Raw genomic sequence first — 25,982 nt, forward strand, 5'->3', positions numbered from 1 at the left:
CCACACCCCGCCCTGCGATCACAACCCGCCCATCACCCTCGCCCAAACCACCACCTCTTCGCGCAAGCGCACCAGCCCCCCCCCCCCCCCCCCCCCCCACCCCCGCGCGCCTCGCCGCCCCCACCCCACCCCCCCCCCTCCCCCACCGCGCCCCCCCCCCGCCCTTACCCACGCCCCGCCGCCGCTCCCCCCGCCCCCGCCCCCGCGCCGCAACAGCAGCAGCCGGCGCCGGCGCCGGACCTGGGGCTCGACCAGGCGGTGGACGACTTCTTCAACGGCCTCGACAACGCGCTGCAGTAAGCGAAGGGGAGCAATGGAACAGCACACTCAGGACGTGACGGACACGGCGGCGCAGCGAGTCCAGCCGGGGCGCACCGAGCCGGTCGCTCGGGGATTCGTGGAATACCTGGGGGGCCCGATGGGCAAGTTTGCCCAGATCGGGCGGGCGAAGTTTTGGACGCCGCTGCGCACGATCTTCGCGGTCGCCTACACCTTCCTCTTCTTCGGCGCGCTTTCTAAATCCAACTGCGCGCTGGGCAAGGCCGACGAGAACGGTGTGCTGCAGCTGAACTGGGACGGCAACCGCCAGTACACGTCGTTCTGCTACAACGACATCGTCCCGCTCTACGGCGCGCGCGGCCTGGACCAGCCCGGCTTTGTGTACGACTACTCCTGGGTGGAGGACGGCCTGACCCGCTACATGGAATACCCGGTGCTCGCCGGGCTGTTCCAGGGTGTTGCCTCGTTCATCTCGCGCAACACGTACTTCCTCGTGGACCGCGTCCTTCCCGAGGTCGGCTGGTACTTCTACGTCACCGTGTTCATCCTGTCCGTCATCTGGGTCGCCACCGTGCGCATGGTGGCGGAGCTCGCGGGCAACCGCATTTGGGACACGCTGCTGGTCGTCGGCTCCCCGCTGCTGATCATGCACTCGTTTACCAACTGGGACATCCCGTCCATCTTCTTCGCGGTGGCGGCGATCTATGCGGCGCGCAACAAGAAGTTCTGGCTGGCTGGTGTGATGATCGGCCTCGGCACGGCGTTCAAGATGTGGCCCATCTTCGCCCTTGGCGCCTACCTGGTCGTCGCGCTTCGGAAGCGCGACCTCGTCCCGTTCCTCAAGATGGTCGCCGCGACCGTGGTGAGCTGGGTCGCGGTCAACCTGCCCATTTACCTGCGCGACCCCGAGGCGTGGGGCGAGTTCCGACGCCTCAACACCGACCGCAGCTGGGAGTGGACCACCATCTACGCGGTGTTCAGCCGCATCACCGGGTGGGCCGGATTCGACTCCGGCGACGGGGCGCCCGTGATCCTCAACGCGGTCACGCTCGTGCTCTTCCTCGCGGGCTGCGCGGCGGTCCTGATCATGGGGCTCAAGGCGCCGCGCACGCCCCGCATCGCCGAGCTGCTCACCCTCATCGTCGGCTTCTTCCTCCTCTTCAACAAGGTGTGGAGCCCGCAGTACTCGATCTGGCTCATCGTCCCCGCGGTGCTCGCGCTGCCGTACTGGCGCCTGCTGCTCACCTGGATGACCGTGGACATGATGGTGTGGCCCATCCTCATGTGGCACATGATGGGTACCGATAACCTCGGGGCTCCGGGCTGGCTTCTCGACGCCACCATCATCGCCCGAGACGGCCTCATCATCACCATCATGGTGCTGGTCGTGCAGCAGATGTTTGGCAAGCGCACGGACAAGGTCGCCGAGGCCCACAACGGCCACGACCCGCTGCTGAGCACACCCGACGAGTGGGGCGAGGAGGCAGCGTGGGCACCGCAACGGTCGTCGGCATCTGCTCCATTGCAGTCGGTTTCCTCCTAATCGCGGGCGCCTTCTGGGCGATGGCCAAGCTGCAGCGCCCCATGCTCTCGCTTGGTCTTGGCGTTCTCGCGTTCGTCTTCATTACGGTGATTCCCGTTTTCCTTGCATTATTTGTGGCGGCACCGCGACCGGTTTAGGTAGGGTGGCCAAAAAGTTCGACGACGCTAAGGAAAATACGCAACGCCTTTCTATCTTGGCCACCACCGTCGCGCTTGCGGGCGCACTGACCGCTTGCGGCACCAGCGAGAGCGAGCCGACGACGGAGACCGTGGAACAGCCGAGCCAAGAAGCAAAGCAGGAGCCGCAGCAGGGGCCGGAGCTGCCGGCGTCGATAAGCGGCTACAGCGAAGAGGCTCAATCCGACATGGCGGAGGACGGGCTCACCGAAGCCGATGTCCAGGGGGTGCTGGACGCGGCGAAGGAGGGTCGCGCCGAGGTGGAGTTCGATGACGAGCACTGGGAGCTCGAGTTCAACGACATAGACGTTGACATCACGCCGGACGGGTTGGTCACCGAAGCGGACCGGTAGGCATTTGGCCTGCGGGATTGTGTGGGGTAGCCTGGACGGGTTGCTTGACGCAACGACCCTCCTGCCGCCGCAAAAGTGCGGTGGCCGAAACAAGTTACTAGACCATAGGAGGTGATGAGGTCCGTGCGTCACTACGAAGTAATGATCATTCTTGACTCTAAGCAGGATGAGCGCACCGTTGCCCCGTCCCTGGACAAGTTCCTGGAGATTGTCCGCAAGGAAAACGGCAAGGTGGAAAATGTTGATGTGTGGGGCAAGCAGCGCCTTGCTTACCCGATCAACAAGAAGGAAGAGGGCATCTACGCCGTTGTAAACCTCGAATGCGAGCACGCAACCGTCGATGAGCTCGACCGTGTTTTGAACCTGAGCGATAACGTCGTGCGTACCAAGGTGCTGCGCACCGACAAGTAGGAACAGGTAGGCTCAAACCACACGTAAACCAGCTGGTAGGAGAAGAGCATGGCACAGAACGAGACCCCGATCACTGTTGTCGGCAACCTGGTTGCTGACCCGGAACTGCGTTTCACCCCGAGCGGTGCCGCGGTAGCGAACTTCCGTATCGCTTCCACGCCCCGTTCATTTAACCGGGAAACGAACCAGTTCGAGGACGGTGAGGCACTGTTCCTGACCTGCAACTGCTGGCGCCAGATGGCCGAGAACGTCGCGGAGTCCCTGACCAAGGGCATGCGCGTGATCGTGCAGGGGCGTTTGCGGCAGCGTTCTTACCAGACTCGCGAAGGCGAGAATCGTACCGTGTTTGAGGTCGAGGTTGATGAGGTCGGCCCGTCCATCAAGTTCGCTACGGCGAGCGTGACGCGCACCCCGCGCGATGGTGGCGGCCAGCAGCGGAGGCCACAACAGCAGCAGGCCCCGCAGCAGCAGTACCAACAGCAACCGCAGCAGGCCCAGCGCCCGCAGCAGCAGGCCCAGCCGGATAACGATCCCTGGAACTCCGCCCCACCGGCAGGTGGTTTCGGCGGGATGGATGACGAGCCCCCGTTCTAAACGTTGTTCCCACCCACACAAGATTTTTCATCATAAGGAAGGTTAGGATTCATGAAACTGATCCTCACCGCTGCCGTTGATAACCTTGGCGAGCCCGGCGACATCGTCGAGGTCAAGGACGGCTACGGACGTAACTTCCTGCTCCCGCGCGGCCTTGCCATTACGGCCACCCGCGGTGCAGAGAAGCAGATCGAAGACATCAAGCGTGCACAGGCAGACCGTCAGGTCCGCGACCTGGATCACGCAAAGGAGCTGCGCGATCAGCTGGACCAGCTCACCGGCGTGAAGGTCCCCGTGCGCACTTCTGAGAAGGGCAAGCTGTTCGGCTCCGTCACCGGTGCCGACATCGCCGACGCAGTGAAGGCTGCCGGCGGCCCGTCCCTGGACAAGCGCCGCATCAATGTGCCGAAGGGCCTTGTGAAGAAGACTGGCGGCTACCAGGTCAAGGTCAACCTCCACGACTCCGTGGAAGGCAAGATTAACTTCGAGGTCGTCGCAGCGTAAGAGCTTTACGCTTATCGACGAGCGACAACAGCATTTTCTGACGCGCACCCCTTTGTGAGGAGGGGGTGCGCGTTTTTTGCGCGCTGCGTGGGCTGCTGCGCAGGGACGTACCCTGGTGGGAACGGGCAGGGCTCGCGTTCGGGCTCGGGGTAGGGATCCGGGTCTGGTTCCTCCGGGATGACTGTTGAGTCTTCGGTCGGCGGTTTAGGGGCCAGGTCGAAGCTGTGCCCTGTGGCGTGCTCGAGTGCCTGCAGGTCCGCCATCAGCCGGTAGTAGTCGCCGTGGTTGTCGTACTCGTCCAGCAGGTGGTGCGCCCGGGCGAGGAAATCTGCGTACGCGTCCCGGTTTCGGGCGACGTTGGGCAGGGAGCTGCGCCAGCGGGTGGTGGTGGGCGTGGTTTCGTCGAAAAGCGGGCCCTCGTGGCGGCTGAGGAGGTACGTGCCGTCTTCGCACAGCCACACGATGTCCCCGGTGACAGGGTCGGGGACGTAGAAGATGCGCTTGTCGGTCTTCATGTTGTGGTGGTGCGGGCAAAGGCAGAAGAGGTTGTGAGGCGTGGTCTCTCCACCGCGGTCGAACGGGATGCGGTGGTCCAGTTGGCAAGCGGTCGCGGGTCTGTCGCAGCCGGGGAAGATACAGTTCCCGTCTCGGGCGTGCGCGTAGTGTTTCATTCCCTCCGTCGGCGCGTAACTGTCCGTCTTGGTGGTGGCTGTCTCATCCAGGTTGACCGTTTCAGGCGGGTGGTTGCTGAGCAGACTCTCGAGCTCCGCGGTGGCGAGGGCGTCAGTCCATCCGTAGCGAGGAATGAATACGGGGGCGCCGGCCGCCCGGGTGCCGTCGGCGCCCGCGGGTGCGTAGAGATGGATGCGGACGTTCGCGGCAGGCTCGACATCGCCGTTGAGGAGTTTTACAGCGGCGTCAGCGAGCGAGACCTTCTCCTGGCGGGCCGTGGCCTGCAGCGAGGCGCGAAGGACGGCCATCGTGGTGGCATCGGTGCTGAGCGTCATTGTTGCGATGCCCGCGCTGCCGTGGTCCTCCTGCGCAGAGAACTCGATGTTGCGCGCGCGGTGGTTGTGCTCTGCCTCGCGCTTTTTGCGCTTTTCCGGGTTGTGGCTGAGTCCGACGTCAAGCTTGGCAATCATCGTGCGGATGCGGCGGGCAACTGACGCGCGGGAGGGGAGCTCCTGGTTTGCACGCTTCGGCGTGAAGATCCGGGTGAGCATGTCGTCAAAAGCCGCCCACGTTGCTTCGTCCGCTGAAGCGCCGATCTTGCACAGGGCAGTATCTATGCCGGTGAGCATGTGCACGGAAAGGAGACAGGTCTGCTCTTGCAGTGCGAGCAGCTTGGGCAGGCTGGCGAGCCGAAAATACGCCAAAACCGCAGCTTCGACCTCATGTTTGGGGCGGCTGGTAACCTGAGCTAACTCTTCGACCTCGAGGTCAAAGTCTTCAACTGCGGAGGAGGCTGCGTAGCCGCGGTAGAGGGCAAACTCGGCCTCCCGCATCCGCTGCGAAAGTTGTGCGCGATGGTCCGTCGAGTTTTGGCATCTGAAGTAGTGAGCGGGTGGCACGATTCCCCCTTTCTGCGGTGGGCGGTCAGTGTGGTCATTGCAGGCAATTATACCGAACACACTAACGATTGCAACCACTGTGACCATATTGTTACTTTGTGGTCTAGTAGGTGTGTTCGAGCATTCTCTGATACTATGTCGCTTACCCCTTTGCTGCTGTGGATAACTCTGCGGAGTAAGCCCTGCTCAACGGCAAAGTTTGGGTTACTAGACGGTAAACTCACTCCTGTCAAACCTGGTGGTGAACGGGGTTTTTCACAACCTGCACACACAACTCAAAAAGTCCCAAAACACCTGTGACCAGCAGCGATGCGCCGTTTCCCCAGGTCGCTGACACTAGTTATCCACAAGTTATCCACACCCTGTCCTGGGCCGTGTGTACAAGACGTCGATTCATCCCCAAGTTATCCACACCCACCTGTGGAAAACGCAGTGTTTGGCGCTCGCGGTACGCTGTAGGCCTACGAAACAAAGGGGTGACGACGATGGCCGACGATGCACTTCACGGCTTTGATGATGACTACGTCCTGCCGCCAGAGCCACGCGACGAGTTCAGCGAATTTGGCGACTTTGATGACTTCAGCGGAAATTCGCGGCGAGGGCGCGGGAATCAGCGGTATCAAGGACAGAAGGGGCAGCAGGGACAGCGCAACGGCCAGGGCGAGTACCGCCAACCGCCGCACGATGAGCGCGCGGAGCGCTCGGTGCTCGGCGCGATGCTGCTCAACCAGGAGGTCGTGCTCGACGTCGCGGAGGGCCTGCAGCCGGAGGACTTCTACTTTCCGGCTCACCAGCTGATTTACCAGGCCATTATCGAGCTGTTCTCCTCGGGCAGCCAGATCGACGTGCTCATCGTCTCCGGGCGGTTGGACCGCCTGAACCAGCTCGAGCGGGTGGGCGGTGCGCCGTACCTGCATACGCTGATTTCGGAGGTGCCGACGTCGGCAAACGCCCGCTACTACGCGGAGATCGTGGAGGAGAAGTCGCTCCTCCGGCAGCTTGTCAACGCAGGTACGCACGTGGTGCAGCTGGGTTACGAGGGCGAAGACGGCATGGAGATCGAGGCGCTGGTGGATCGCGCGCAGCAGGAGGTCTTCGGGATCTCGCGCAACAACCAGGGCGAGGACTACCGCGTCCTTTCGGAGCTGCTCAAGCCGACTATCGACGAGCTCACGCAGATCGCTCAGGGCGGCGCCCTCGACCAGGGCGTGCCGACCGGGTTTACGGACCTGGACAACCTCACGAACGGCCTGCACGCGGGCCAGATGATCATCATCGCGGCCCGACCTGGCGTGGGTAAGTCGACGCTCGCGCTCGATTTCATGCGCTCCTGCTCCATCCAGCACGGCAAGACCTCAGTGATCTTCTCGCTGGAGATGAGCGCCTCGGAGATCATCATGCGCATGCTGTCGGCGGAGACGGAGATCAAGCTGTCCGCCATGCGTGCGGGCAACATGGAGGAGCGGGATTGGGAGAAGCTCACCACCCGCCTCACCGAGATCCAGGACGCTCCGCTGTTTATCGACGATTCCCCAAACCTCACCATGATGGAGATCCGGTCTAAGGCGCGGCGCCTGAAGCAGCAGCACGGGCTGGACCTGGTGGTGCTGGACTACCTGCAGCTGATGAGCTCGGGCAAGCGCGTCGAGTCGCGCCAGCAGGAGGTCTCGGAGTTCTCGCGTAACCTCAAGCTCCTGGCAAAGGAGCTGGAGGTGCCGGTGATTGCGATTTCCCAGCTGAACCGTGGCCCGGAGGCGCGTACGGATAAGAAGCCGCAGCTGGCGGACCTTCGCGAGTCAGGCTCGCTGGAGCAGGACGCCGACATGGTGTTCCTGCTCTACCGTCCGGACTCACAGGATCGTGACGACGAGCGCGCGGGCGAGGCGGACATTATCGTCGCGAAGCACCGCGGCGGCCCTATCGACACGATCCCGGTGGCGCACCAGCTGCACTACTCTCGCTTTGTCAATATGGCGCACGGCTAAACCCGCGTAGGCGCAGCGAGTTGGACACCACAAACACTGAGGACAGGGCCATGGCGATGCCGGCCAGCATCGGGTCGAGGAGCCCGAACGCGGCGACCGGGACGAGCACGACGTTGTAGGCGAACGCCCAGAACAGGTTGCCCTTGATGGTGCGCAGCGTGCGGCGCGAGAGGCGGATCGCGTCTGCCGCAGACATGAGCGTGTTCTGCATGAGGGTGATGTCGGAGGCCTCGATCGCTACGTCCGTGCCGGCGCCCATGGCCAGGCCCAGGTCGGCCTGCGCGAGCGCGGCTGCGTCGTTGACGCCGTCGCCGACCATGGCCACGTGGCGCCCCTGCTCCTGAAGCTCGCGGACCACGCGTACCTTGTCCTCCGGCAGGACGCCGGCGGTGACGTTGTCCGGGTCGATGCCTACTTCCTCGGCCACGGCGCGTGCGGCGCCCGCGTTATCGCCGGTGAGCAGGTGCGGGGTGAGCCCCAGCTCGCGCAGCTTCGCCACAGCGCGGGCCGAGTCCGGCTTCACCGTGTCCCGGACCGCGACCATACCTTCCGCGTGCCCGTCGACCTCCACGGCGATCGGGGTGGCCCCGGCCTGCTCGGCCTCGCGGAACGCGCGGGCCAGTGGCCCGTCGAGTTCCGCGCTGGGCCGGCCCACGCGCACGCTGTGGCCCTCCACGGTGGCGCACGCCCCGCGGCCCGGCTCATTGGTAAACCCGGACGCTTCCGGTACGTCGCCGCCCGCGGCCTTGACGATCGCGCGGGCGATGGGGTGCTCGGACCCGGCCTCCACGGCTGCGGCGAGGCGCAGCGCGTCGTCGCGGCCGGTGACGTCCACGACCGCCATCTCGCCGCTGGTCACGGTGCCGGTTTTGTCCATCACCACCGTGTCCACCTGGCGGGTGGATTCCAGCATCTCGGGGCCCTTGATCAGTAGGCCCAGCTGCGCGCCGCGCCCGGTGCCCACCAGGATCGCGGTGGGGGTGGCGAGGCCGAGGGCGCAGGGGCACGCGATGATGAGGACCGCGACCGCCGCGCGGAACGCCTCGCTCACGCCGTTGCCCACGAGCAGGTGCCCGACCAGGGCCACGACGGAAATGGCGATGATGGTGGGGACGAACACGCGCGAGATCCGGTCCACCAGCCGCTCGACCGGGGCCTTGCCGGACTGCGCGTCCTTGACCAGCTTGCCCATCTGGGCGAGCGTGGTCTCGCTCCCCACGCGCGTCGCCTCTACCACGAGGCGCCCGGACGTGTTGAGCGTCGCGCCCGTCACGCTGGCGCCCTCGTCCACTTCGACGGGGACGGATTCACCGGTGAGCATGGAGGCGTCGATAGCCGAATGCCCCGACACCACGCGCCCATCGGTAGCAATCTTTTCGCCTGGGCGCACGACAAAACGGTCGCCGACCTGGACTTCCGCGATCGGGACGCGGACTTCCTTTTCGCCGCGCAGCACGCTCGCGTCCTTCGCGCCCATGCTCAGCAGCTCACGCAGCGCGGCGGAGCTTTGCCCCTTCGCGCGCGTTTCAAACCACCTGCCGAGCAGCAGGAACGTAATCACGACGCAGACGGATTCGAGGTAGATCTCGTGCGGGCCGCGCTCCGCAAACAGCGCCACGATGGACCACACGTACGCCGCGGTCGTGCCCAGCGTAATGAGGGTGTCCATGGTTGTCGCGCCGTGGCGCAGGTTGATCAGCGCCGCGCGGTGGAACACGCTGCCGGCGGAGAAATACACCAGCGTCGTCGCGGCGAACACGGCCCACTGCCAGTTCGGAAACTGCAGGCCGTGCACCATCGACACCAGCATGACCGGCACCGTCACCAGCGCCGCCCAGATCGTCGTTCGCTTGAGCCGTTCGGCTTCGTCGTCGCGGGCCTCGCTTATCGACGCCCCCTCGTCCCCGCCTTCCTCGCCCCCCATCACGAAGGCGTCGTAGCCGGCGGTGCGGACAACGTCGATAAGCTGCTCCGGCGTCGTGGTGGCCTCGTCGAAATCGACGGTCGCCGTCTCCGTGGAGTAGTTGACCGCCGCGTCGACGCCGTCGAGCTTGTTCAGCTTGCGCTGGACGCGGGACGAGCACGACGTGCATGTCATGCCTGTGACGCCCAGTTCGAGATGGCTGGTCATGGCGCTACTTCAGTGTGTAGCCGGCCTCGGCGACGGCCTTGGCCACGTCTTCGGCGGAGAAGCCTTCGCCGGACACGGAGACGGTGCCGGTGGTGTGGTTGGCCTTGACGTCGGTGACGCCCTGGATCTCGCTGATCTCCTCCTGCACACTGAGCTCGCAGTGGCCGCAGGTCATGCCTTCAACGGTGAATTCGCGGGTTGCCATGATGCTGTCCTTTCGGTTGACGGTTCACGTACACCCGCAACTATACCCCTAGGGGGTATCGGGCGAAAGGATGGTGAAGCCGGCGTGCTCCGCCGCAGCCACGACGTCGGCGTCGGTGAAGTTTTCGCCTGAGACCGTCATGCGGCCCTCGTTCGGCTCCACGGTGACGTCGAAAGTGCCCTCGACCAGGCATACTTCGTCGATCAGCGAATCAACTGCGACCTCACTGGATTGGCCTGAAATGTTGTAGTTCTTCGTCATGATTTCCGCCCCTACCGGCTCGGCTGAGACTGCAAAGGAATGCAGTCGCGCTTGTTACTGTTGCACCGAGGGCAACGTTAACAAACCCCTGTAAAGGAGTATGCAATGAGCACTATCGATGTGACGAAAGAGAACTTCGACGAACTCATCCAGAAAGACGGCATCGTCTTCGTCGACGCTTGGGCGGAATGGTGCGGTCCGTGCAAGGCCTTCGCGCCGACCTTTGCTAAAGCATCGGAAGAGCACCCCGACGTCACCTTTGCCAAGCTGGACACCGAGGCAGAGGAAGAGCTTGCTGGCAAGCTCGGCGTGACCGGTATTCCAAACATCATTGTCTTCCGCGACGGTATCCCGCTTTACCAGCAGGCCGGCAACATGCCGCCGGCGGACTTTGAGTCGCTCATCGGACAGGTCAAGGCATTGGACATGGAAGAGGTCCGCAAGCAGTACGAGAAGATGCTGGCCGAGCAGGGCAAGCAGGGCGAGTAGCCCGAAAACCTGCGTACACTGGGGCGGCGACCATTTTGCGACGACGGAAGGACACGACACATGGCAAACCCGTTCTCTAAGGGCTGGAAGTACCTGATGCAGTCGTTCGACACCAAGATCGACGAAAACGCTGACCCCAAAGTGCAGCTCCAGCAGGCGATTGAGCAGGCGAAGAAGAACCACCGCGACATCTCCGAGCAGGCGGCCACCATCATTGGTAACCGCAACCAGCTGGAGATGAAGCTGGACCGCCTGATTAAGTCGCAGGAGGACCTGCAGCAGAAGGCCCGCGTGGCGCTCCAGGCCGCCGACAAGGCGCAGGGCGAGGGGGACGCGCAGAAGGCGCAGGAGTTCAACAACACCGCCGAGGTGCTCGCGTCCCAGCTGGTCGCTGTGGAGCAGGACCTGGAGCAGACGAAGCAGGCCCACGCGTCGGCCGATCAGGCGGCGCGCGAGGCGCAGGCGCAGCAGCAGCAGTCCGAGGCGCGCCTGCAGGAGCAGCTGCAGCAGGCGAAGCAGCTCGAATCCCAGCTGGGCCAGGCGAAGATGCAGGAGGCCACGTCCAAGACGATGGACTCCATGAACAACTTCACCGCGGACCAGAACGTGCCCACCATGGACGGCGTGCGCGACAAGATTGAGAAGCGCTACGCCACCGCGCTGGGCCAGCAGGAGCTGGCCAAGGACTCGCTGGGCGACCGCATGGCGGAGATTGAATCCGCTGGCACGGACGTTGCTGCGGCAAGCAAGCTGGACGAGATCCGCGCCTCGATGGGCTCCGGGAGCGCCGACAAGCAGCTGGAGGCCCCGGAAGCTCCTGAGGCGTCCAGCAAGGACGACTAGTTGCGGCTGATGCTGATCAGCACGCCGCGAATGCCCGAGTGAAACCCATCGCGGAGATTGACGCGCTGGGTTTCACTCAGCGTGTACTCGTGCAGCGTCTCGCACGCGAACTGCAGGAGCGGGCGATCAATTTCGGGCGGGAGGCCGCCTCCGGAGAGCATGTGCGCCTTGTCGCGCTGCTCCGAGGAGGCGGCGTTTTCGTACCACCAGGACGCATACTGCTGGCCCACGTCGTACGGGGTCTGGAAGCCTGCGGAGGTCCACACTTCCTCCGGGAGAGGGACGTAGCGCGAGCGTAGCTTGCGCCGGGGCGCCATCATCGACGGCTTCGGAGCGGGCTTCGGCTTCGGTGCCGGCGCTTCCTCCGGGTCGGGCTCCGGTTCCGGCTGCGCCTCGGGCTCCGCCTCCTGTTCCTCCGGCTCCTCCTGCGCCTCCGGTTCTTCGGGTTCCTCGGGCGCCAGCGGGTCCGGGCCGAGCGGGACGGGGGACGGCCCCTCCGCCTCGTCGAGCGGCTCGGCGTCCGCGAGCGGGCGCTCCCGGATCGTCGGTGGCAGCGGGCCTTCGAGGACCTGCAGCTGCATCGCGTCGGCGAAGTCCTCGCGGGGGTCCAGGATCGTCGTCGTATCGCACGCGTGGCGCAGGGCGGAGGACATGGAGTCCCAGCCGAACCCGTAGAGGTGCACGCGCATCCCGTTGACGGTCGCCTCCTCGACGCCGGGGATCATGTCCGCGTCGCCAGAGACCAGGACAAAGTCGGTGAACTGCCCGCGCATGGCGTGCGCGACCAGGTCCGCCACCAGGCGGGTGTCCACGCCCTTCTGCGTGCGGCGGTCGCCCCACTCGATGAGTTGGCCGGTGCGCAGCTGCACGCCGTCGCAGGTCCGCAGCGCGCGCTGGTAGCGGTGCGGGCCCGAATCCGGGATGCCGTCGTACCAGAGCTGGCGGTGGATGGGCTGGTTGAGTTGCTGGCTGATCATGGTGCCGAGGGTTGCCACGACCTCGGGCAGGTCAATTTCTAACTGGGATCGTGCGCCGATTTCCCACGAGTTGTAAAAGCTCGCGAGCAGGTAAGACGTGTCGACGAACACCAATGTGCGTTCAAGCATGGCTCCTAAATTCCGATTCTTTTCGTTGCTAAGTGCTATTTACTTCCCCAGTGTGCCTGAATTGGCCTGCTGGGTCCACCCCTTTCAACGATCCTTGACGCCCCAGTGTTCCGCAGTTACCGTGTTAGTTACTCAAGTAACCAACCAACGCACCAGGGCAGCTTTTCGACGCCACGGGGCAGGGAAGGAACCGCAGGACCCATGCCATGAACGCTGAATCAGATCCCCTCTTCGTGCAGGTAGCGCGCTTCGTGGAGGACCTCGTCGTTGACGGCTCTTTGGAGCCCGGCCAGCGTGCCCCCTCCACCAACGAGCTCGCCGCCTTCCACGAAATCAACCCCGCCACCGCCCGCAAAGGCCTGGGAATCCTCGTTGACGACGGGATCCTGGAAAAGCGCCGCGGGCTCGGCATGTTCGTCACCCCTGACGCGCGCGAGCGGGCCGTGCAAGCGCGCCGCGAGCGCTACGCGGGCGAATACCTTGCCCCCGCAATCGACGAGGCTGTTCGCCTCGGCTATAACCGCGACACCTTGCACTCTCTTATCGACCGCGTCGCAGAAAGTAGAGGAATGTACCAATGATTTCCGCCACTCACCTCGAAAAACAGTTCCGGAAGCAGCCGGTCCTCACCGACATCACCTTCGAGCTCCCTGGCTCCGGCATCCACGCCCTGCTCGGCCGCAACGGCGTGGGCAAGTCCACCTTGCTCGCCATGATCGCGGGCCAGCTCAAGCCGACCAGCGGGGAGCTCACCGTCTTCGGTGAGCAGCCCTTCGATAACGCAAGCGTGATGGACCGCGTCTGTTTTACCGGCGTCGACACTGCGTACCCCGCCTCGTGGTCGCTGGCGGACATCGTCGCCGCCGCGGCGAAGCGCTACCCGCACTGGTCGCAGGACCTCGCGGACACGCTCATGCGCGACTTCGCCCTCGACGAGCACGCGCCCACCATCTACAGCAAGTGCTCCCGTGGCCAGCGCGCGATGATCGGCATCGTGGTCGGCCTCGCCTCCGGCGCCGAGCTCACGCTTCTCGACGAACCCTACGTCGGCCTCGACGTCCACAACACCTCCGTCTTCTACCGCCACCTCCTCGAGCTCGCCGAGTCCCAGCGTTGCTTCATGATGGCGACTCACCACATCGAGGACGCCGCCAAGATCCTGGATTCGGCGCTCGTGCTGGGGCGGCAGGGGAGCGTCGATAAGCATCTGCTCGCTGAGGACGCCGACGGCTACGTCATCGCCACCGGCGACTTCGACGAGCCCGCCGGGGCCATCGCTTACCGACGCCACGCCTCCGCTGCCCGCGCCATCCTCCCCGCCCAAACCGCCGCTGAACTGGGCTTACGCGGCCAGGCCGCGGACCTCGGCGACGTGCTCGAGGCGATCCTGGAGGTGCAGGCATGAGCGCAATGACGCACCTCGACCGCAGGTTCCTCTGGCACCAGTTCAAGGCGGGGCCGTGGATGCGCTTCCTCGGTGCCGCATCGCTGCCGCTCTTCGTGCTCTTCGCCATGGATGGGGCGCAATGGATGATTCTCTTCGGCAGTTTCATGTGCGTGATGACGCTGTCGTGGATCGCCATCCCCGAACCCAGCGCCTTCAAGGCGCTAGGCATGAACCGCGCGCGCGTCCGCCAGCAGGTCCTCACGCTTGTTGTGCCCTTTGCGGTCGTGGTCTTTGCCGTGTTCAGCCTCATCAATCCGCACCGGGCGGTCATCTCCAGCGCCATTGGTGTGGTCCTCGCTGCAGTGACGTTCCTGGTCTCGGCGCGGCCGTCGAGTGAGCCGGTCGACCTCACTCGCACCGGAGGCATCAGCTTGGCGCGGCGACGCGGCGGCTTCGCGTTCGAAGTCTTCTGGCGCCCCATGTGCGTGTGGGCAGTGCCAGTCGGCGTGATTACGGGCATCCTCTACGCGCTGTGTGCCCGGTCCGCCAGTAGCTGGGTCACCGCAGTGCTCCCCTCTGGCGCGTTGCTCTTCTACTGGGCCTGGGCTGTGGGAAGCGGCTTGCCCTCGGTCGCTACGGCGCAATCTTTCGGCATCACTCGGAAGTCCTGGGTTGTCACATCGGTTAGCGTTGTGGCCGTTGCGTCAGTGCTGGTCACTGGCAGCGCACTTCTTGTGGCAATGCTTATCGACGCCTCCGTGCCCGTCCTCCCACTTCTTCTCCACGGAGTCATTGGCTTCAGCGTGATCCTGCTGGCGAAGGCGGTGGAGACTTGGATGCCATCCTTGGTGTTCTTCATCGTGATCTTCGCGTGGACGTCTACACGCCAAATCATGGACGTCGCCGGCAACCAAGCTGGCGTTGGCACCGACGCGATGCAGGTGGTGCTCGTATTCTGCGGCTTGTGCGTGCTCTCGGCTGCGGTAGGCTTCGCGCTCATGCTTACTGGTCGGCTCGACCCAAAGCGACCGCGCGAAGTCAAGAAGTAAGTAACGTTACGTTCACCCAAACACCGCCCTTACGCTGGGGATTTGTGTTGGTGTTTGGGTGTGTGTAACTTTATGTGAGTCAGCGAGACCGACAACGCCCCGCCAGACAGACTCCGCAAGGGGGTTGAGCTGGTGAGATGGCGGTCAGGAAAACGATCGCTGGCCGACATAAGAAAATATGGACTTCGGTCCGGTTGGGTCAAGGATTTGACTTTCGGATTGTGGTTTGTGTAGTGTCGACAAAGTCGCTTTTTACAGCTGCTGAGCAAAATGCTTGGTGGTGGGTAAATGTGCGTGTGTTGTTTGAGAACTCGATAGTGTGCCAATGTACTTTTGTTTGTGGATTGGTTGCGTGCCTGTGTTGTGCTGGCTGCACGTTTTGTGTGGTTGGTGTGTGCCGGTGGCGCTGCTTGTGAACCTCTAGTTGCAGGTGGTGTTTGCTGGTTATGGTGCGTGATTTGATTCGCGTTTTGTAACTATATTTTTTGTTGTGTCGGCCTGTTTTTGCCCCGTCGGGTTGGGTCGGCATGAGAAGGTAATTTGAGGATTTGCCAGTCCTGCACTGCATTTGGTTGTGGTGTGGGTTGGTTTGTTTTTGGTTAGGTTTGGGCTTTTCACGGCCTTTGTTTCTTGCTGAAACTTTTTGTGGAGAGTTTGATCCTGGCTCAGGATGAACGCTGGCGGCGTGCTTAACACATGCAAGTCGAACGGAAAGGCCCTGCTTGCAGGGTACTCGAGTGGCGAACGGGTGAGTAACACGTGGGTGATCTGCCCTGTACTTTGGGATAAGCCTGGGAAACTGGGTCTAATACCGAATATGACCACTTCTTGGATGGGGTGGTGGAAAGCTTTTGCGGTATGGGATGAGCTCGCGGCCTATCAGCTTGTTGGTGGGGTAATGGCCTACCAAGGCGTCGACGGGTAGCCGGCCTGAGAGGGTGTACGGCCACATTGGGACTGAGATACGGCCCAGACTCCTACGGGAGGCAGCAGTGGGGAATATTGCACAATGGGCGCAAGCCTGATGCAGCGACGCCGCGTGGGGGATGACGGCCTTCGGGTTGTAAACTCCTTTCGCAACCGACGAAGCTTTTGTGACGGTAGGTTGAGAAGAAGCACCGGCTAACTACGTGCCAGCAGCCGCGGTAATACGTAGGGTGCGAGCGTTGTCCGGAATTACTGGGCGTAAAGAGCTCGTAGGTGGTTTGTCGCGTCGTTTGTGGAATACCGCAGCTTAACTGCGGGGTTGCAGGCGATACGGGCATAACTTGAGTGCTGTAGGGGAGACTGGAATTCCTGGTGTAGCGGTGGAATGCGCAGATATCAGGAGGAACACCGATGGCGAAGGCAGGTCTCTGGGCAGTAACTGACGCTGAGGAGCGAAAGCATGGGGAGCGAACAGGATTAGATACCCTGGTAGTCCATGCCGTAAACGGTGGGCGCTAGGTGTGAGTCCCTTCCACGGGGTTCGTGCCGTAGCTAACGCATTAAGCGCCCCGCCTGGGGAGTACGGCCGCAAGGCTAAAACTCAAAGGAATTGACGGGGGCCCGCACAAGCGGCGGAGCATGTGGATTAATTCGATGCAACGCGAAGAACCTTACCTGGGCTTGACATACACTGGATCGGGCTAGAGATAGTCTTTCCCTTTGTGGCTGGTGTACAGGTGGTGCATGGTTGTCGTCAGCTCGTGTCGTGAGATGTTGGGTTAAGTCCCGCAACGAGCGCAACCCTTGTCTTATGTTGCCAGCATTTGGTTGGGGACTCATGAGAGACTGCCGGGGTGAACTCGGAGGAAGGTGGGGATGACGTCAAATCATCATGCCCCTTATGTCCAGGGCTTCACACATGCTACAATGGTCGGTACAACGCGTGTGCGATCCTGTGAGGGTGTGCTAATCGCTGAAAGCCGGTCGTAGTTCGGATTGGGGTCTGCAACTCGACCCCATGAAGTCGGAGTCGCTAGTAATCGCAGATCAGCAACGCTGCGGTGAATACGTTCCCGGGCCTTGTACACACCGCCCGTCACGTCATGAAAGTTGGTAACACCCGAAGCCCATGGCCCAAACTTGTTAGGGAGTGGTCGAAGGTGGGATCGGCGATTGGGACGAAGTCGTAACAAGGTAGCCGTACCGGAAGGTGCGGCTGGATCACCTCCTTTCTAAGGAGCTTTTTATTGTTGTGCCCACGGTTGTGGGTTGGTGGTTGATGTCGCCTAAGGTGTGACTGCCACGTATTTGTTTTGTATAAATTCCGGGTGGATGCGCACCGGCAGGGTTGGATGCTTCTGCTTTGTGTGGCGCGGGTGTGTGACCAAGTGTTCCGCAAACATGGTTTTGGGTATGTTGGCATGCTGTTGGGTGTCTGGGGCAGCACATGGCCTGCGCACGACGTTTATGTTGTGTGTGGTTGTGGTTGTCTTGTTGGCCTGCACGTGAATGATCACTGCGCTGTTTGTGGTGTGTGGTTGTTGTGGTGTGGGTGTGTTGTGTGAGAACTGTATAGTGGACGCGAGCATCTTTCTTCTTTGCCGCATCCTTGTGCGCATGTTTGTGTGTGCTTGGGGTGTGGTGTTGTGAAGGATTTTTTGTTTTGTAAGTTTGCAAGACTGTTTTTGTGTTTTGTGTATCTGAGCATGCGCCGCCCGTTGTGTGGTGGTGTGTGTTTGTGTGTGTTGGATAATTGTTTGGTTATTCAGGGCGTACGGTGGATGCCTTGGCATGCTGAGCCGATGAAGGACGTGTGAGGCTGCGTTATGCCTCGGGGAGTTGTCAACAAAGCGTTGATCCGAGGATGTCCGAATGGGGGAACCCAGCACCGGTTGTGTGGTGTTACCTGCAGATGAATGCATAGTCTGTGTGGAGGTTGACGCGGGGAAGTGAAACATCTCAGTACCCGTAGGAGAAGAAAACAATTGTGATTCTGCTAGTAGCGGCGAGCGAACGTGGATGAGGCTAAACCATGTGCGTGTGATACCTGGCAGGGGTTGCGTGTGTGGTGTTGTGGGGTGCAGTGTTTCTGGGCTGCTGACCAGGAGCGTGCGCGTGCGTGTTAGCGGAAGCATCTGGGATGGTGCGCCGGAGTGGGTGAGAGTCCTGTACGTGAAGGCGTGTGCGTGTGTGTTGTTGTTGCCCCGAGTAGCAGCGGGCTCGTGGAATCTGCTGTGAATCTGCCGGGACCACCCGGTAAGCCTAAATACTCAGTGTGACCGATAGTGGATAGTACCGTGAGGGAATGGTGAAAAGTACCCCGGGAGGGGAGTGAAAGAGTTCCTGAAACCGTGCGCTTACAATCCGTCAGAGCACTTCTTGTGTGTGATGGCGTGCCTTTTGAAGAATGAGCCTGCGAGTCAGCGGCATGTCGCGAGGTTAACCCGTTAGGGGTAGTCGTAGCGAAAGCGAATCCTCATTGGGTGTTGTTAGTGGCATGTCCTGGACCCGAAGCGGGGTGATCTACCCATGGCCAGTGTGAAGCAGCTGTAAGAGGTTGTGGAGGCGCGAACCCACGTAGGTTGAAAACTGCGGGGATGAGTTGTGGGTAGGGGTGAAAGGCCAATCAAACTCCGTGATAGCTGGTTCTCCCCGAAATGCATTTAGGTGCAGCGTTGTATGAGCTTGCCGGAGGTAGAGCTACTGGTTGGTTGAGCGGGACTATCATCTTAGCAACATCAGCCAAACTCCGAATGCCGGTGTAAGTGTTGTACAGCAGTGAGACTGTGGGGGATAAGCTTCATAGTCGAGAGGGAAACAGCCCAGATCGCCGGTTAAGGCCCCTAAGGGTGTACTAAGTGGAAAAGGATGTGGGATCGCGAAGACAGCCAGGAGGTTGGCTTAGAAGCAGCCATCCTTGAAAGAGTGCGTAATAGCTCACTGGTCGAGTGGTTCCGCGCCGACAATGTAGTGGGGCTCAAGTACACCGCCGAAGCCGCGGCAACAATGTTTTGTTGGGTAGGGGAGCGTCGTGCATGGTGTGAAGCAGTACCGTGAGGGGTTGTGGACTGTGTGCGAGTGAGAATGCAGGCATGAGTAACGAGTGTAAGGTGAGAATCCTTACCGCTGGATGACTAAGGGTTCCTGGGTCAAGTTCGTCTTCCCAGGGTGAGTCGGGTCCTAAGGCGAGGCCGACAGGCGTAGTCGATGGTCAACGGGTTGATATTCCCGTACCCGTGTGTGTGCGTCAAGTGATGAAGCGGTGATACTAACCACCCTGATCGCTGGCCATGGGGTAACTTTGTTGCCCTGGGTTGGTGTGATGCGTGGGGCCTGAGTCGTTGTAGTCAAGTGATGGGGTGACGCAGTGTGGTAGCCAAGCCACTTATTGGATTGTGGTGTAAGCGTGTGGCACGACGGTGTGTGAAATGCCATCGTTTTTGTGTGTGAGGCGTGATGCGTAGCCCTTTTTTGGGTGATGTTGGTGATCCTGTGCTGTCGAGAAAAGCCTCTAGCGAGTGTGCATACGGCCCGTACCCGAAACCGACACAGGTGGTCAGGTAGAGAATACTAAAGCGGTCGGGTGAACTGTGGTTAAGGAATTCGGCAAAATTCCCCCGTAACTTCGGGAGAAGGGGGACCTGTGCTGGTAGCTGCATTGTCGTGTGGTGTGCTGGTGTGGGTCGCAGAGAAGAGAGGGGAGCGACTGTTTATCAAAAACACAGGTCCGTGCGAAGACGGTTAAGTTGATGTATACGGACTGACGCCTGCCCGGTGCTGGAAGGTTACGAGGACCTGTTAGATCTTTTTTGGGTCGAAGCGGAGAATTTAAGCCCCAGTAAACGGCGGTGGTAACTATAACCATCCTAAGGTAGCGAAATTCCTTGTCGGGTAAGTTCCGACCTGCACGAATGGCGTAACGACTCCCCTGCTGTCTCAACCACAGGCCCGGTGAAATTGCAGTACGAGTAAAGATGCTCGTTTCGCGCGGCAGGACGAAAAGACCCCGGGACCTTCACTATAGCTTGGTATTGGCATTCGGTGCGGTTTGTGTAGGATAGGTGGGAGACTGTGAAGCATTGACGCTAGTTGGTGTGGAGTCGTTGTTGAAATACCACTCTGACCGTAGTGGATATCTAACCTTGGCCCATGATCTGGGTTGGGGACAGTGCCTGGTGGGTAGTTTAACTGGGGCGGTTGCCTCCCAAAATGTAACGGAGGCGCCCAAAGGTTCCCTCAGCCTGGTTGGCAATCAGGTGTTTAGAGTGTAAGTGCACAAGGGAGCTTGACTGTGAGACTTACAAGTCGAGCAGGGACGAAAGTCGGGACTAGTGATCCGGCACCTACTTGTGGATGTGGTGTCGCTCAACGGATAAAAGGTACCCCGGGGATAACAGGCTGATCTTCCCCAAGAGTCCATATCGACGGGATGGTTTGGCACCTCGATGTCGGCTCGTCGCATCCTGGGGCTGGAGTAGGTCCCAAGGGTTGGGCTGTTCGCCCATTAAAGCGGCACGCGAGCTGGGTTCAGAACGTCGTGAGACAGTTCGGTCTCTATCCGCCGCGCGCGTTGAAACTTGAAGAAGGCTGTCCCTAGTACGAGAGGACCGGGACGGACGTACCTCTGGTGTGCCAGTTGTTCCGCCAGGAGCATTGCTGGTTGGCTACGTACGGGAGGGATAACCGCTGAAAGCATCTAAGCGGGAAGCCTGTTTTGAGATGAGGTTTCTTAGGCGCCCAGGAGATGACTGGGTTGATAGGCCAGATCTGGAAGCATCGTAAGGTGTGGAGGTGACTGGTACTAATCCGCCGTTGATCAAACACTTTTGCACACACATGGATACACTTGTGGTGTTGTAGGTTTGCGAAACGATTTGTTTGCGTCCACTATGCAGTGCTGGCACAGCACACTGTTGGCTAACTGTTCATATTGTTGAATATTTTGACTGTCGCATCACCAATCCTTGGTGGTTGGTGGCTGGCATGCCCCGTGGGTGTGTCGGTGGTTGATGGCGGCGGGGAAACGCCCGGTCCCATTCCGAACCCGGAAGCTAAGCCCGCCCGCGCTGATGGTACTGCACTCGGGAGGGTGTGGGAGAGTAGGTTACCGCCGACCCAAAAACATGAGAGATAATTGAATAATTGTGTGTGCGCCCCGGCCCCCGGGGGTGGTGGGATCATGTGTTGATCCGCACCGTCCATTGTGGCCGGGGCGCTTCTTCGTGTGTGCGTAGCAGGGTGGGGGGAGCCTGGCCCGCCGAGACGCGTAACCTGCCACCGGGGAGTAGCCGTTGTCAGCTGCCGTCTGTGACGGGCATCAAGGGCGGGGGCTCGGCCGACCCACGAGGCGTGCGCACATGGCGCTAGCTCCATCTGCGGCCACCAGACGGATGCGACCAGGGTATTTACCGGCGCCACCGTCCAAATGGAGCTAGCTCCATATAACGCAGCCCGCGCCGAAGCCGCACAACCATCGCAGAGCAAGCTGTGGCCGTGCCGGGGGCTTTACTCTGCCACCGCAGAGTAAATGGGGAGCGTGGACCGCCGCGGTGCCTACGCCGTCGCCGCAGAGTGCCACCCGGTTGAACACCCGGGCAAAGGCTTCGCGGTTATCCTCTCCGCATGATCGCTGGCGTTGCTGTTGCTACCGGGGTTCACGCGTGCTGGCGCACCGCCCAGCCCCGCGTGCAGTCAGTAGGGCGGCTATCTGACGAGATCTCCGTGACGAAGATGCGAGACGAGGGACCGTGAATTCGTCACCCCCTTCTCGTCAAACACACAGCTGCCATCAAACACATGGTCTTCTCGTCAAACACACGGAACCACACCACACCGAACAGCGGAGCCAGCTGCAGGCCGCCCTGAGTCGGCAACCACTCACTCCACCCCGCCCACCGCAGAATATGATCTCACCTGCCAGGGGCGCGTCGGCAACTTTCGGTCCCTATCAACACAACAGCCTCGAAAACCACCCCGCGTTAACGGTTCTTGATTATGCTGTGCTCAACCCCCCAGTTCGCCCCCAGTCTGGCAGCAGCAGTGCAGTACAACACAAGGAGACCACAATGAGTGCCCCGAAGATCCGCGCAACGTCCATCGCCCTCACCGCCTCGCTCGCCGCTGCCGTAATGGTGGCAGCACCTCTCGAGTCGTCGGCCTCCGAAGTAATCGTGAAAGGTGACAAGTGCACCTTTAACTACTCCGGCGACCTGGGTACTCCCTACACGAAGGTGCGCACCCGTACTATGACGAAGGCTCAGGCGCAGAAGGAGCTCGACCGGATCATCGCTAAGGAGAAGGCCTACCTGGACAAGGGCGGCAAGCGCCCGGCTACTGGTTCCTCGGAGGGGATTGATGACTACCTCGAGGTAAACGGAGCCGGGTCCTACCTGGCACCGGGCCTGCGTGCGTGCATCAAGGGGCGGAACCTGTCGTACGACGAGTCGGAGTGGCAATCAGGGCTGTTCTACCCTGACGGCTCCCCAATGCCGGCGATGATCCTCTGGCCCACGCTTCTCGCGCTTCTCGTCGTCGGCGGGGTAGTCGGTGCCGCGTGGCCGCAGATCGCGCCGATGCTTCCGCCGGAAGTCACCGCGCTTATTCCGTAGCCGCGCACCACTCCGTTCTATCCGCTAGTATGTGCGAATAGTCAACTAGCTGAAAGGAGTGGCATGGCAGATCAACAGCGCCGCTACCCCGAGGTCGAGACGGACGGGCACCCCGATCTCGACCCGGACTTTCCTCCCTACAACCCTCGGCACGACAGCGAGGCGCTCCTTCTGTCCGCGCTTTTATGGGCAGGTCAGCGCGGTGATCTCCTGACTGTCAAAAAAGCCCTCAACATCGTTGAACTAGCCCCCGAAAGTTGGACTGGTTTAATTCTAAGCGGTTAGGGGTTCAAGGGTCTGATTCCGATATTGCATCGGGGTCAGGCCCTTGAGTCGTTGTTGGATGCGTTCGGTGTTGTACCACCCGATGTACTCATCGATCGCCTGGTTGAACTCTGCGACGGTGTCGAAGACTTCACCGTGGTACATCTCTGTCTTCAAGTGTCCAAAGAAGTTCTCCATGACCGCGTTGTCGTAGCAGTTGGCTTTACGCGACATCGACTGCACACCACCGTTGTCGCCGATCAGGTCACGCCAGGAGGCATGCTGGTACTGGAAGCCTTGATCGGTGTGCATCATCCACCCGGGTTCAGGCGCACACGCCGCGATCGCCTTGGATAAAGAATCGGCGGTAAAGGCTGTCGACGGCGATGTGGCCACGGTGTGAGCGACGATGGAGCGGTCGAACAAGTCCATCACCGGTGACAAATACACCTTGCGGCCTTGGACCCTGAACTCGGTGACGTCGCTGACAAAGACGGTGTTTGGCTTATCCGGGGTGAACTTGCGGTCGAGTGTGTTGTCGGCGATGTGGCTGATCGTCCCAGCGTAGGAAACATAAGGCCTGCGTTGGCGGACCTTGGCTCGCAGCCCCATCTCGCGCATGAGTTTGTAGACGAGCTTGTGGTTGACCACCCAGCCCTGGTTACGCAGATCGAGTAGTACTCGCCGGTAGCCGTAGCGATGCTTGTTACGTTCGAAGCTTTCCCGAATCGCATCTTTAAGCGCGGCGTGCTTATCCGGTTGGCTGAGTCGTTTCTGGTGGTAGAAGAATGTCGACCGTGGGATACCAGCTGCCTCTAGGAGGTATTCCAAGCGGTGGTGCGACTTGAGAATGACGATCGCCTGGACTTTCAGGCGCGTCCCTGATTCCTCAAGTCCCGCAATTTTTTTAGATAAGCGTTTTCCGCTTCCAACCGCGCGATCTGACGGCGCAGCTGCTCTTCCTCGCTAAGCCGCTTCGGGACGGCCGAGCCTCTGGGCCTGCCTTTCGGCTTCGGTTTTAGTGCCTCATCGCCACCTTTGCGCCATTTCCACACCCAGTCTTTGACGAGTTGGTCTGACGACAGGCCAAACTCATGGGCAAGATCCATTCTTGTCTCGCCAGCAAGGTGGCGTTGGACAACTTCCTTTTTGATCTCGAACGAGTACTGCTGCTTTGTCGGTTTCTCCACAAGACATAGCCTGCCATGCAGCTGAAACCGACGGTACAACGTACGGACGGCGTATTTGGAGACACCCAGAGCATTGGCAGCGGCTATAGAGCCCATGCCTTGCTCGAAAAGCTCAACCAACTGCTCGCGCTGCCGCTCACTTAGCGAACTTCGTGCTCTCAAAGAAAACTACTCCCCACTAGTCGGTAACTGATTTCTCAGTCCAACTAATGGGGAGCAGTTCACGTCGAGGCGGGAGATTTCTACCGCCCTAACTACGCCAAGATCTTCAGGGCGATCCAGGAGCGTGCCGCGGAGGATCGCCCGACCGATTCAGCAACGGTGATCGCCACGCTGAGCGCCAAGGGCGCGAAAGACGGGATGACTACGCGCGACACCACCGAGCTCATGGCCACGCTCCTCGGCCTCCAGGCGAACGACCTGCTCGCCGCCGAGTACGCGCGCCAGGTCCTCTCTCTGTCGTACCGGCGCCGGTTTCGCCGCATGGTGCAGCGGCTCGCGCAGATCGCGGACGAGGCGCCCGAGGACGAGCTGTTTGCGCAGCTCGTCGCTCAAGGCAAGCAGCAGCGCGCGGCGTGGGAGCGGTTTGCTTATAGGCGCCACCCTGCCCCCGGCAGCCACGCCTCAGCTCGGAACTCCCGTCCCCGGCCGGAGAGCGGGTCGGTGAATCCGAGGTAGACGGACGTGAGCAGCATCGGTCGGGAGAAGTCTTCGGTGCCGAAGGGGTGAATGGTGGGGTAGATCGGGTCGCCAAGGATTGGGGCACCGGCGGCGCACATCTGGATGCGCAGTTGGTGGGTCTTGCCGGTGACGGGCTCGAGAAGGTAGCTGGCCAGCGGCTCTGGGGTGGAATAGGTGGTGGCGAGGGAGGGGGACAAGGGGGCGTCGATAAGCGAAATCTGCGTGACGTGCGTGGTGGCATTGGGTGTGCCGGGGACGAGCGTGGCGGCGACGTCGCCGGTGACTTTGTGGATGCGGTGGCGCCACGTGGTGGGCGAGATCGGGCGGTGCGGCGCGATGGCGGTGTACTGTTTGCGCACCTCGCGGCGGGCGAAAAGCTCCTGGTAGGGGCCGCGGAGCTCGCGGCGTTTGGTGAAGAGGAGGAGGCCGGACGTCATGAGGTCGAGCCGGTGCGCCGGGGTGAGCTCCTCGTTGCCGGTCGCGCGGCGGAGGCGGACCGTGGCCGTTTCGGTGATGTGGGCGGCGCGCGGCATCGTGGCGAGGAAGGGCGGCTTGTTGATGACGAGGATGTCGTCGTCCTCGAACACCGTCGTGATCCGGTACGGGACCTCGCGCTCCGGGGCGGGGCGGCGGTAGAAGAAGACGTCGGTGCCGGGGGAGAGAACCCGGTCGGCGGCGATGGGCTGGCCGCTGCGCAGCACGACCTCGCCGTCGGCGAAACGGCGGGCTACGGCGTCGGGGGTGTCCTCGGGGTGGCGGTGGCGCTGGCTCGCGATGACTTCCGCGAGGAACTCGAAGGCGGTGAGCGGCGCGTCGGTCTCGGGCACGCGGACGCGGGAAGCGCCGAGGCCGTCGCGCGGGGGCAACGGCGGTGCGAGCTTGCTCTTTTTGCGGGCCATAGTATGTAGTAGCGTATCCGGCATGGACATTGGAGCAATGCTAGACCCAATTTTGCAGTTCTTTTCCGAGGGGATCGGCAAGGGCATCGCTGACCTGTTCAGGTTCCTGTACGAGGTCTTCTTCCCCGCCAACGCGGACGCCGCCGAGAAGGTTGAGATTCCGCAGTAACGGCGACTGCACCCCCGCCACCGCGCTACACTGAGGATATAACCAGTTCCCCAATCGAAAGGGCGGAGGCTATGAGCCGCGAAGAACGAGAAAACCTGGAAGATCGCGAAGACATCGTCGTTGTCGCCGTGGATGGCAGCACCGCATCGCAGACTGCGGTGCGCTGGGCGCCGAACACCGCCCCGAGCCCGCCGGCGATGACCAACGCTTCCGCGGCCTTGAGGAACTTCCCCGCCTTGCCGTGCTCCACCGTCTCTTCCAACGGCTCGGTCAGCCTGCGGGTGAGCACTGACGACGCCACCACGTCCGCCACCGCACCAACCCCGGCCAGCGCGCGGGCCGGGCCGTTGTTCGCGG

The 25,982-nt window shown here is 61.7% G+C and carries 22 protein-coding genes, 3 rRNA genes and 2 pseudogenes; 20 read left to right on the top strand and 7 right to left on the bottom strand.

Features of this window, described 5'->3' with window-relative positions; translation table 11 throughout:
* Positions 1-313 precede the first annotated feature (313 nt).
* From CKJ84_RS00965 to rplI, 5 genes are all read left to right on the top strand, one after another.
* Complete coding sequence (locus tag CKJ84_RS00965; protein ID WP_095545666.1) at positions 314-1,822, top strand: glycosyltransferase family 87 protein; 1,509 nt, start codon at positions 314-316, stop codon at positions 1,820-1,822.
* Positions 1,823-1,964: 142 nt separating this feature from the next.
* Positions 1,965-2,351, top strand: a complete 387-nt coding sequence (locus CKJ84_RS00975) for a DUF2442 domain-containing protein (RefSeq protein ID WP_143340295.1) — start codon at positions 1,965-1,967, stop codon at positions 2,349-2,351.
* A gap of 114 nt (positions 2,352-2,465) precedes the next feature.
* Positions 2,466-2,762 carry a 30S ribosomal protein S6 gene (gene rpsF, locus CKJ84_RS00980; RefSeq protein WP_095278341.1) on the top strand — a complete coding sequence of 99 codons (297 nt, stop codon included), beginning with the start codon at positions 2,466-2,468 and terminating at the stop codon, positions 2,760-2,762.
* Between the two features lie 48 nt (positions 2,763-2,810).
* Positions 2,811-3,356 carry a single-stranded DNA-binding protein gene (locus CKJ84_RS00985; RefSeq protein ID WP_095535639.1) on the top strand — a complete coding sequence of 182 codons (546 nt, stop codon included), beginning with the start codon at positions 2,811-2,813 and terminating at the stop codon, positions 3,354-3,356.
* A 51-nt stretch (positions 3,357-3,407) separates the two neighbouring features.
* A complete protein-coding gene (rplI, locus tag CKJ84_RS00990; RefSeq protein ID WP_095278337.1) occupies positions 3,408-3,860 on the top strand; it encodes a 50S ribosomal protein L9 in 453 nt (150 codons plus the stop codon).
* A gap of 11 nt (positions 3,861-3,871) precedes the next feature.
* Here the strand turns inward: rplI and CKJ84_RS00995 are convergent, their stop codons facing one another.
* Positions 3,872-5,365 carry an HNH endonuclease signature motif containing protein gene (locus CKJ84_RS00995; protein WP_158221657.1) on the bottom strand — a complete coding sequence of 498 codons (1,494 nt, stop codon included), beginning with the start codon at positions 5,363-5,365 and terminating at the stop codon, positions 3,872-3,874.
* 551 nt (positions 5,366-5,916) lie between these two features.
* On the opposite strand from CKJ84_RS00995, the gene dnaB reads away from it, so the two are divergent.
* Positions 5,917-7,416, top strand: a complete 1,500-nt coding sequence (gene dnaB / locus CKJ84_RS01000; RefSeq protein WP_095545669.1) for a replicative DNA helicase — start codon at positions 5,917-5,919, stop codon at positions 7,414-7,416.
* Here dnaB and CKJ84_RS01005 read toward each other — a convergent pair.
* The 3 genes from CKJ84_RS01005 to CKJ84_RS01015 are packed head-to-tail and all read right to left on the bottom strand — an operon-like array spanning position 7,397 to position 10,013.
* Entirely contained in the window at positions 7,397-9,547 is a 2,151-nt protein-coding gene (locus CKJ84_RS01005; RefSeq protein ID WP_095545670.1) for a cation-translocating P-type ATPase, read from the bottom strand. The two genes, dnaB and CKJ84_RS01005, sit on opposite strands and share 20 nt — an antisense overlap.
* Before the next feature lie 4 nt (positions 9,548-9,551).
* Positions 9,552-9,752, bottom strand: a complete 201-nt coding sequence (locus CKJ84_RS01010; RefSeq protein WP_095545671.1) for a heavy-metal-associated domain-containing protein — start codon at positions 9,750-9,752, stop codon at positions 9,552-9,554.
* Between the two features lie 48 nt (positions 9,753-9,800).
* Positions 9,801-10,013 (bottom strand): transporter, encoded by a 213-nt coding sequence (locus tag CKJ84_RS01015; protein WP_095545672.1) that lies wholly within the window; start codon positions 10,011-10,013, stop codon positions 9,801-9,803.
* A gap of 105 nt (positions 10,014-10,118) precedes the next feature.
* Between CKJ84_RS01015 and CKJ84_RS01020 the strand changes: the two genes are divergently transcribed.
* A complete protein-coding gene (locus tag CKJ84_RS01020) occupies positions 10,119-10,502 on the top strand; it encodes a co-chaperone YbbN (protein WP_095278323.1) in 384 nt (127 codons plus the stop codon).
* Between the two features lie 60 nt (positions 10,503-10,562).
* The gene (locus tag CKJ84_RS01025; RefSeq protein WP_095545673.1) at positions 10,563-11,345 is read left to right on the top strand and encodes a PspA/IM30 family protein; all 783 of its coding nucleotides are present in this window, start codon (positions 10,563-10,565) and stop codon (positions 11,343-11,345) included.
* Here the strand turns inward: CKJ84_RS01025 and CKJ84_RS01030 are convergent.
* Positions 11,342-12,451 (bottom strand): NYN domain-containing protein, encoded by a 1,110-nt coding sequence (locus CKJ84_RS01030; protein WP_095545674.1) that lies wholly within the window; start codon positions 12,449-12,451, stop codon positions 11,342-11,344. The genes CKJ84_RS01025 and CKJ84_RS01030 overlap by 4 nt on opposite strands.
* A 206-nt stretch (positions 12,452-12,657) precedes the next feature.
* Here CKJ84_RS01030 and CKJ84_RS01035 point away from each other — a divergent pair, with 206 nt between their 5' ends.
* The 8 genes from CKJ84_RS01035 to CKJ84_RS01070 all read left to right on the top strand — a co-directional run bounded on the left by CKJ84_RS01035 (position 12,658) and on the right by CKJ84_RS01070 (position 22,707).
* Positions 12,658-13,032: a GntR family transcriptional regulator gene (locus tag CKJ84_RS01035; RefSeq protein WP_095545675.1), complete on the top strand. Its 375-nt coding sequence runs from the start codon at positions 12,658-12,660 to the stop codon at positions 13,030-13,032.
* Complete coding sequence (locus CKJ84_RS01040) at positions 13,029-13,856, top strand: ABC transporter ATP-binding protein (RefSeq protein ID WP_095545676.1); 828 nt, start codon at positions 13,029-13,031, stop codon at positions 13,854-13,856. The genes CKJ84_RS01035 and CKJ84_RS01040 overlap by 4 nt, the downstream gene beginning before the upstream one ends.
* The gene (locus CKJ84_RS01045; protein WP_095545677.1) at positions 13,853-14,887 is read left to right on the top strand and encodes a hypothetical protein; all 1,035 of its coding nucleotides are present in this window, start codon (positions 13,853-13,855) and stop codon (positions 14,885-14,887) included. Before CKJ84_RS01040 ends, CKJ84_RS01045 begins: the two co-directional genes overlap by 4 nt.
* Positions 14,888-15,529: 642 nt before the next feature.
* Positions 15,530-17,046, top strand: a 16S ribosomal RNA gene (locus CKJ84_RS01050).
* 522 nt (positions 17,047-17,568) lie between these two features.
* A 23S ribosomal RNA gene (locus CKJ84_RS01055) occupies positions 17,569-20,639 on the top strand.
* 173 nt (positions 20,640-20,812) lie between these two features.
* Positions 20,813-20,930 (top strand): 5S ribosomal RNA (rrf, locus tag CKJ84_RS01060).
* The 16S, 23S and 5S rRNA genes sit together here, the layout of an rRNA operon.
* Positions 20,931-21,879: 949 nt before the next feature.
* Complete coding sequence (locus tag CKJ84_RS01065; RefSeq protein ID WP_095545678.1) at positions 21,880-22,422, top strand: hypothetical protein; 543 nt, start codon at positions 21,880-21,882, stop codon at positions 22,420-22,422.
* A 63-nt stretch (positions 22,423-22,485) separates the two neighbouring features.
* Positions 22,486-22,707 (top strand): hypothetical protein, encoded by a 222-nt coding sequence (locus CKJ84_RS01070; protein WP_095545679.1) that lies wholly within the window; start codon positions 22,486-22,488, stop codon positions 22,705-22,707.
* On the opposite strand, the gene CKJ84_RS01075 is transcribed toward CKJ84_RS01070, so the two are convergent.
* Positions 22,696-23,945, bottom strand: a protein-coding gene (locus CKJ84_RS01075) for an IS3 family transposase (protein ID WP_369801163.1) whose coding sequence is annotated in 2 segments (ribosomal slippage) — positions 22,696-23,597 and positions 23,597-23,945 — 1,251 coding nt in all. Because the reading frame shifts where the segments join, the coding sequence is not laid out codon by codon here. The two genes, CKJ84_RS01070 and CKJ84_RS01075, sit on opposite strands and share 12 nt — an antisense overlap.
* Here CKJ84_RS01075 and CKJ84_RS12580 point away from each other — a divergent pair.
* Both CKJ84_RS12580 and CKJ84_RS01080 read left to right on the top strand, forming a co-directional pair.
* The gene (locus CKJ84_RS12580; RefSeq protein ID WP_255407227.1) at positions 23,892-24,020 is read left to right on the top strand and encodes a hypothetical protein; all 129 of its coding nucleotides are present in this window, start codon (positions 23,892-23,894) and stop codon (positions 24,018-24,020) included. The genes CKJ84_RS01075 and CKJ84_RS12580 overlap by 54 nt on opposite strands.
* A gap of 93 nt (positions 24,021-24,113) precedes the next feature.
* A pseudogene (locus CKJ84_RS01080) lies at positions 24,114-24,554 on the top strand (DnaB-like helicase N-terminal domain-containing protein); the annotation flags it as partial.
* Here CKJ84_RS01080 and CKJ84_RS01085 read toward each other — a convergent pair.
* A complete protein-coding gene (locus CKJ84_RS01085) occupies positions 24,467-25,543 on the bottom strand; it encodes a pseudouridine synthase (protein ID WP_369801142.1) in 1,077 nt (358 codons plus the stop codon). The pseudogene CKJ84_RS01080 and the gene CKJ84_RS01085 overlap by 88 nt on opposite strands.
* Between CKJ84_RS01085 and CKJ84_RS12290 the strand changes: the two genes are divergently transcribed.
* The gene (locus tag CKJ84_RS12290; protein ID WP_165765395.1) at positions 25,479-25,625 is read left to right on the top strand and encodes a hypothetical protein; all 147 of its coding nucleotides are present in this window, start codon (positions 25,479-25,481) and stop codon (positions 25,623-25,625) included. The two genes, CKJ84_RS01085 and CKJ84_RS12290, sit on opposite strands and share 65 nt — an antisense overlap.
* A gap of 71 nt (positions 25,626-25,696) precedes the next feature.
* Positions 25,697-25,807 (top strand): annotated as a pseudogene (locus CKJ84_RS12400) (universal stress protein); the annotation flags it as partial.
* Between the last annotated feature and the right edge of the window lie 175 nt (positions 25,808-25,982).

It is taken from the genome of Corynebacterium sp. NML 120412, assembly GCF_002285155.1.
Lineage (GTDB): Bacteria > Actinomycetota > Actinomycetes > Mycobacteriales > Mycobacteriaceae > Corynebacterium > Corynebacterium gottingense.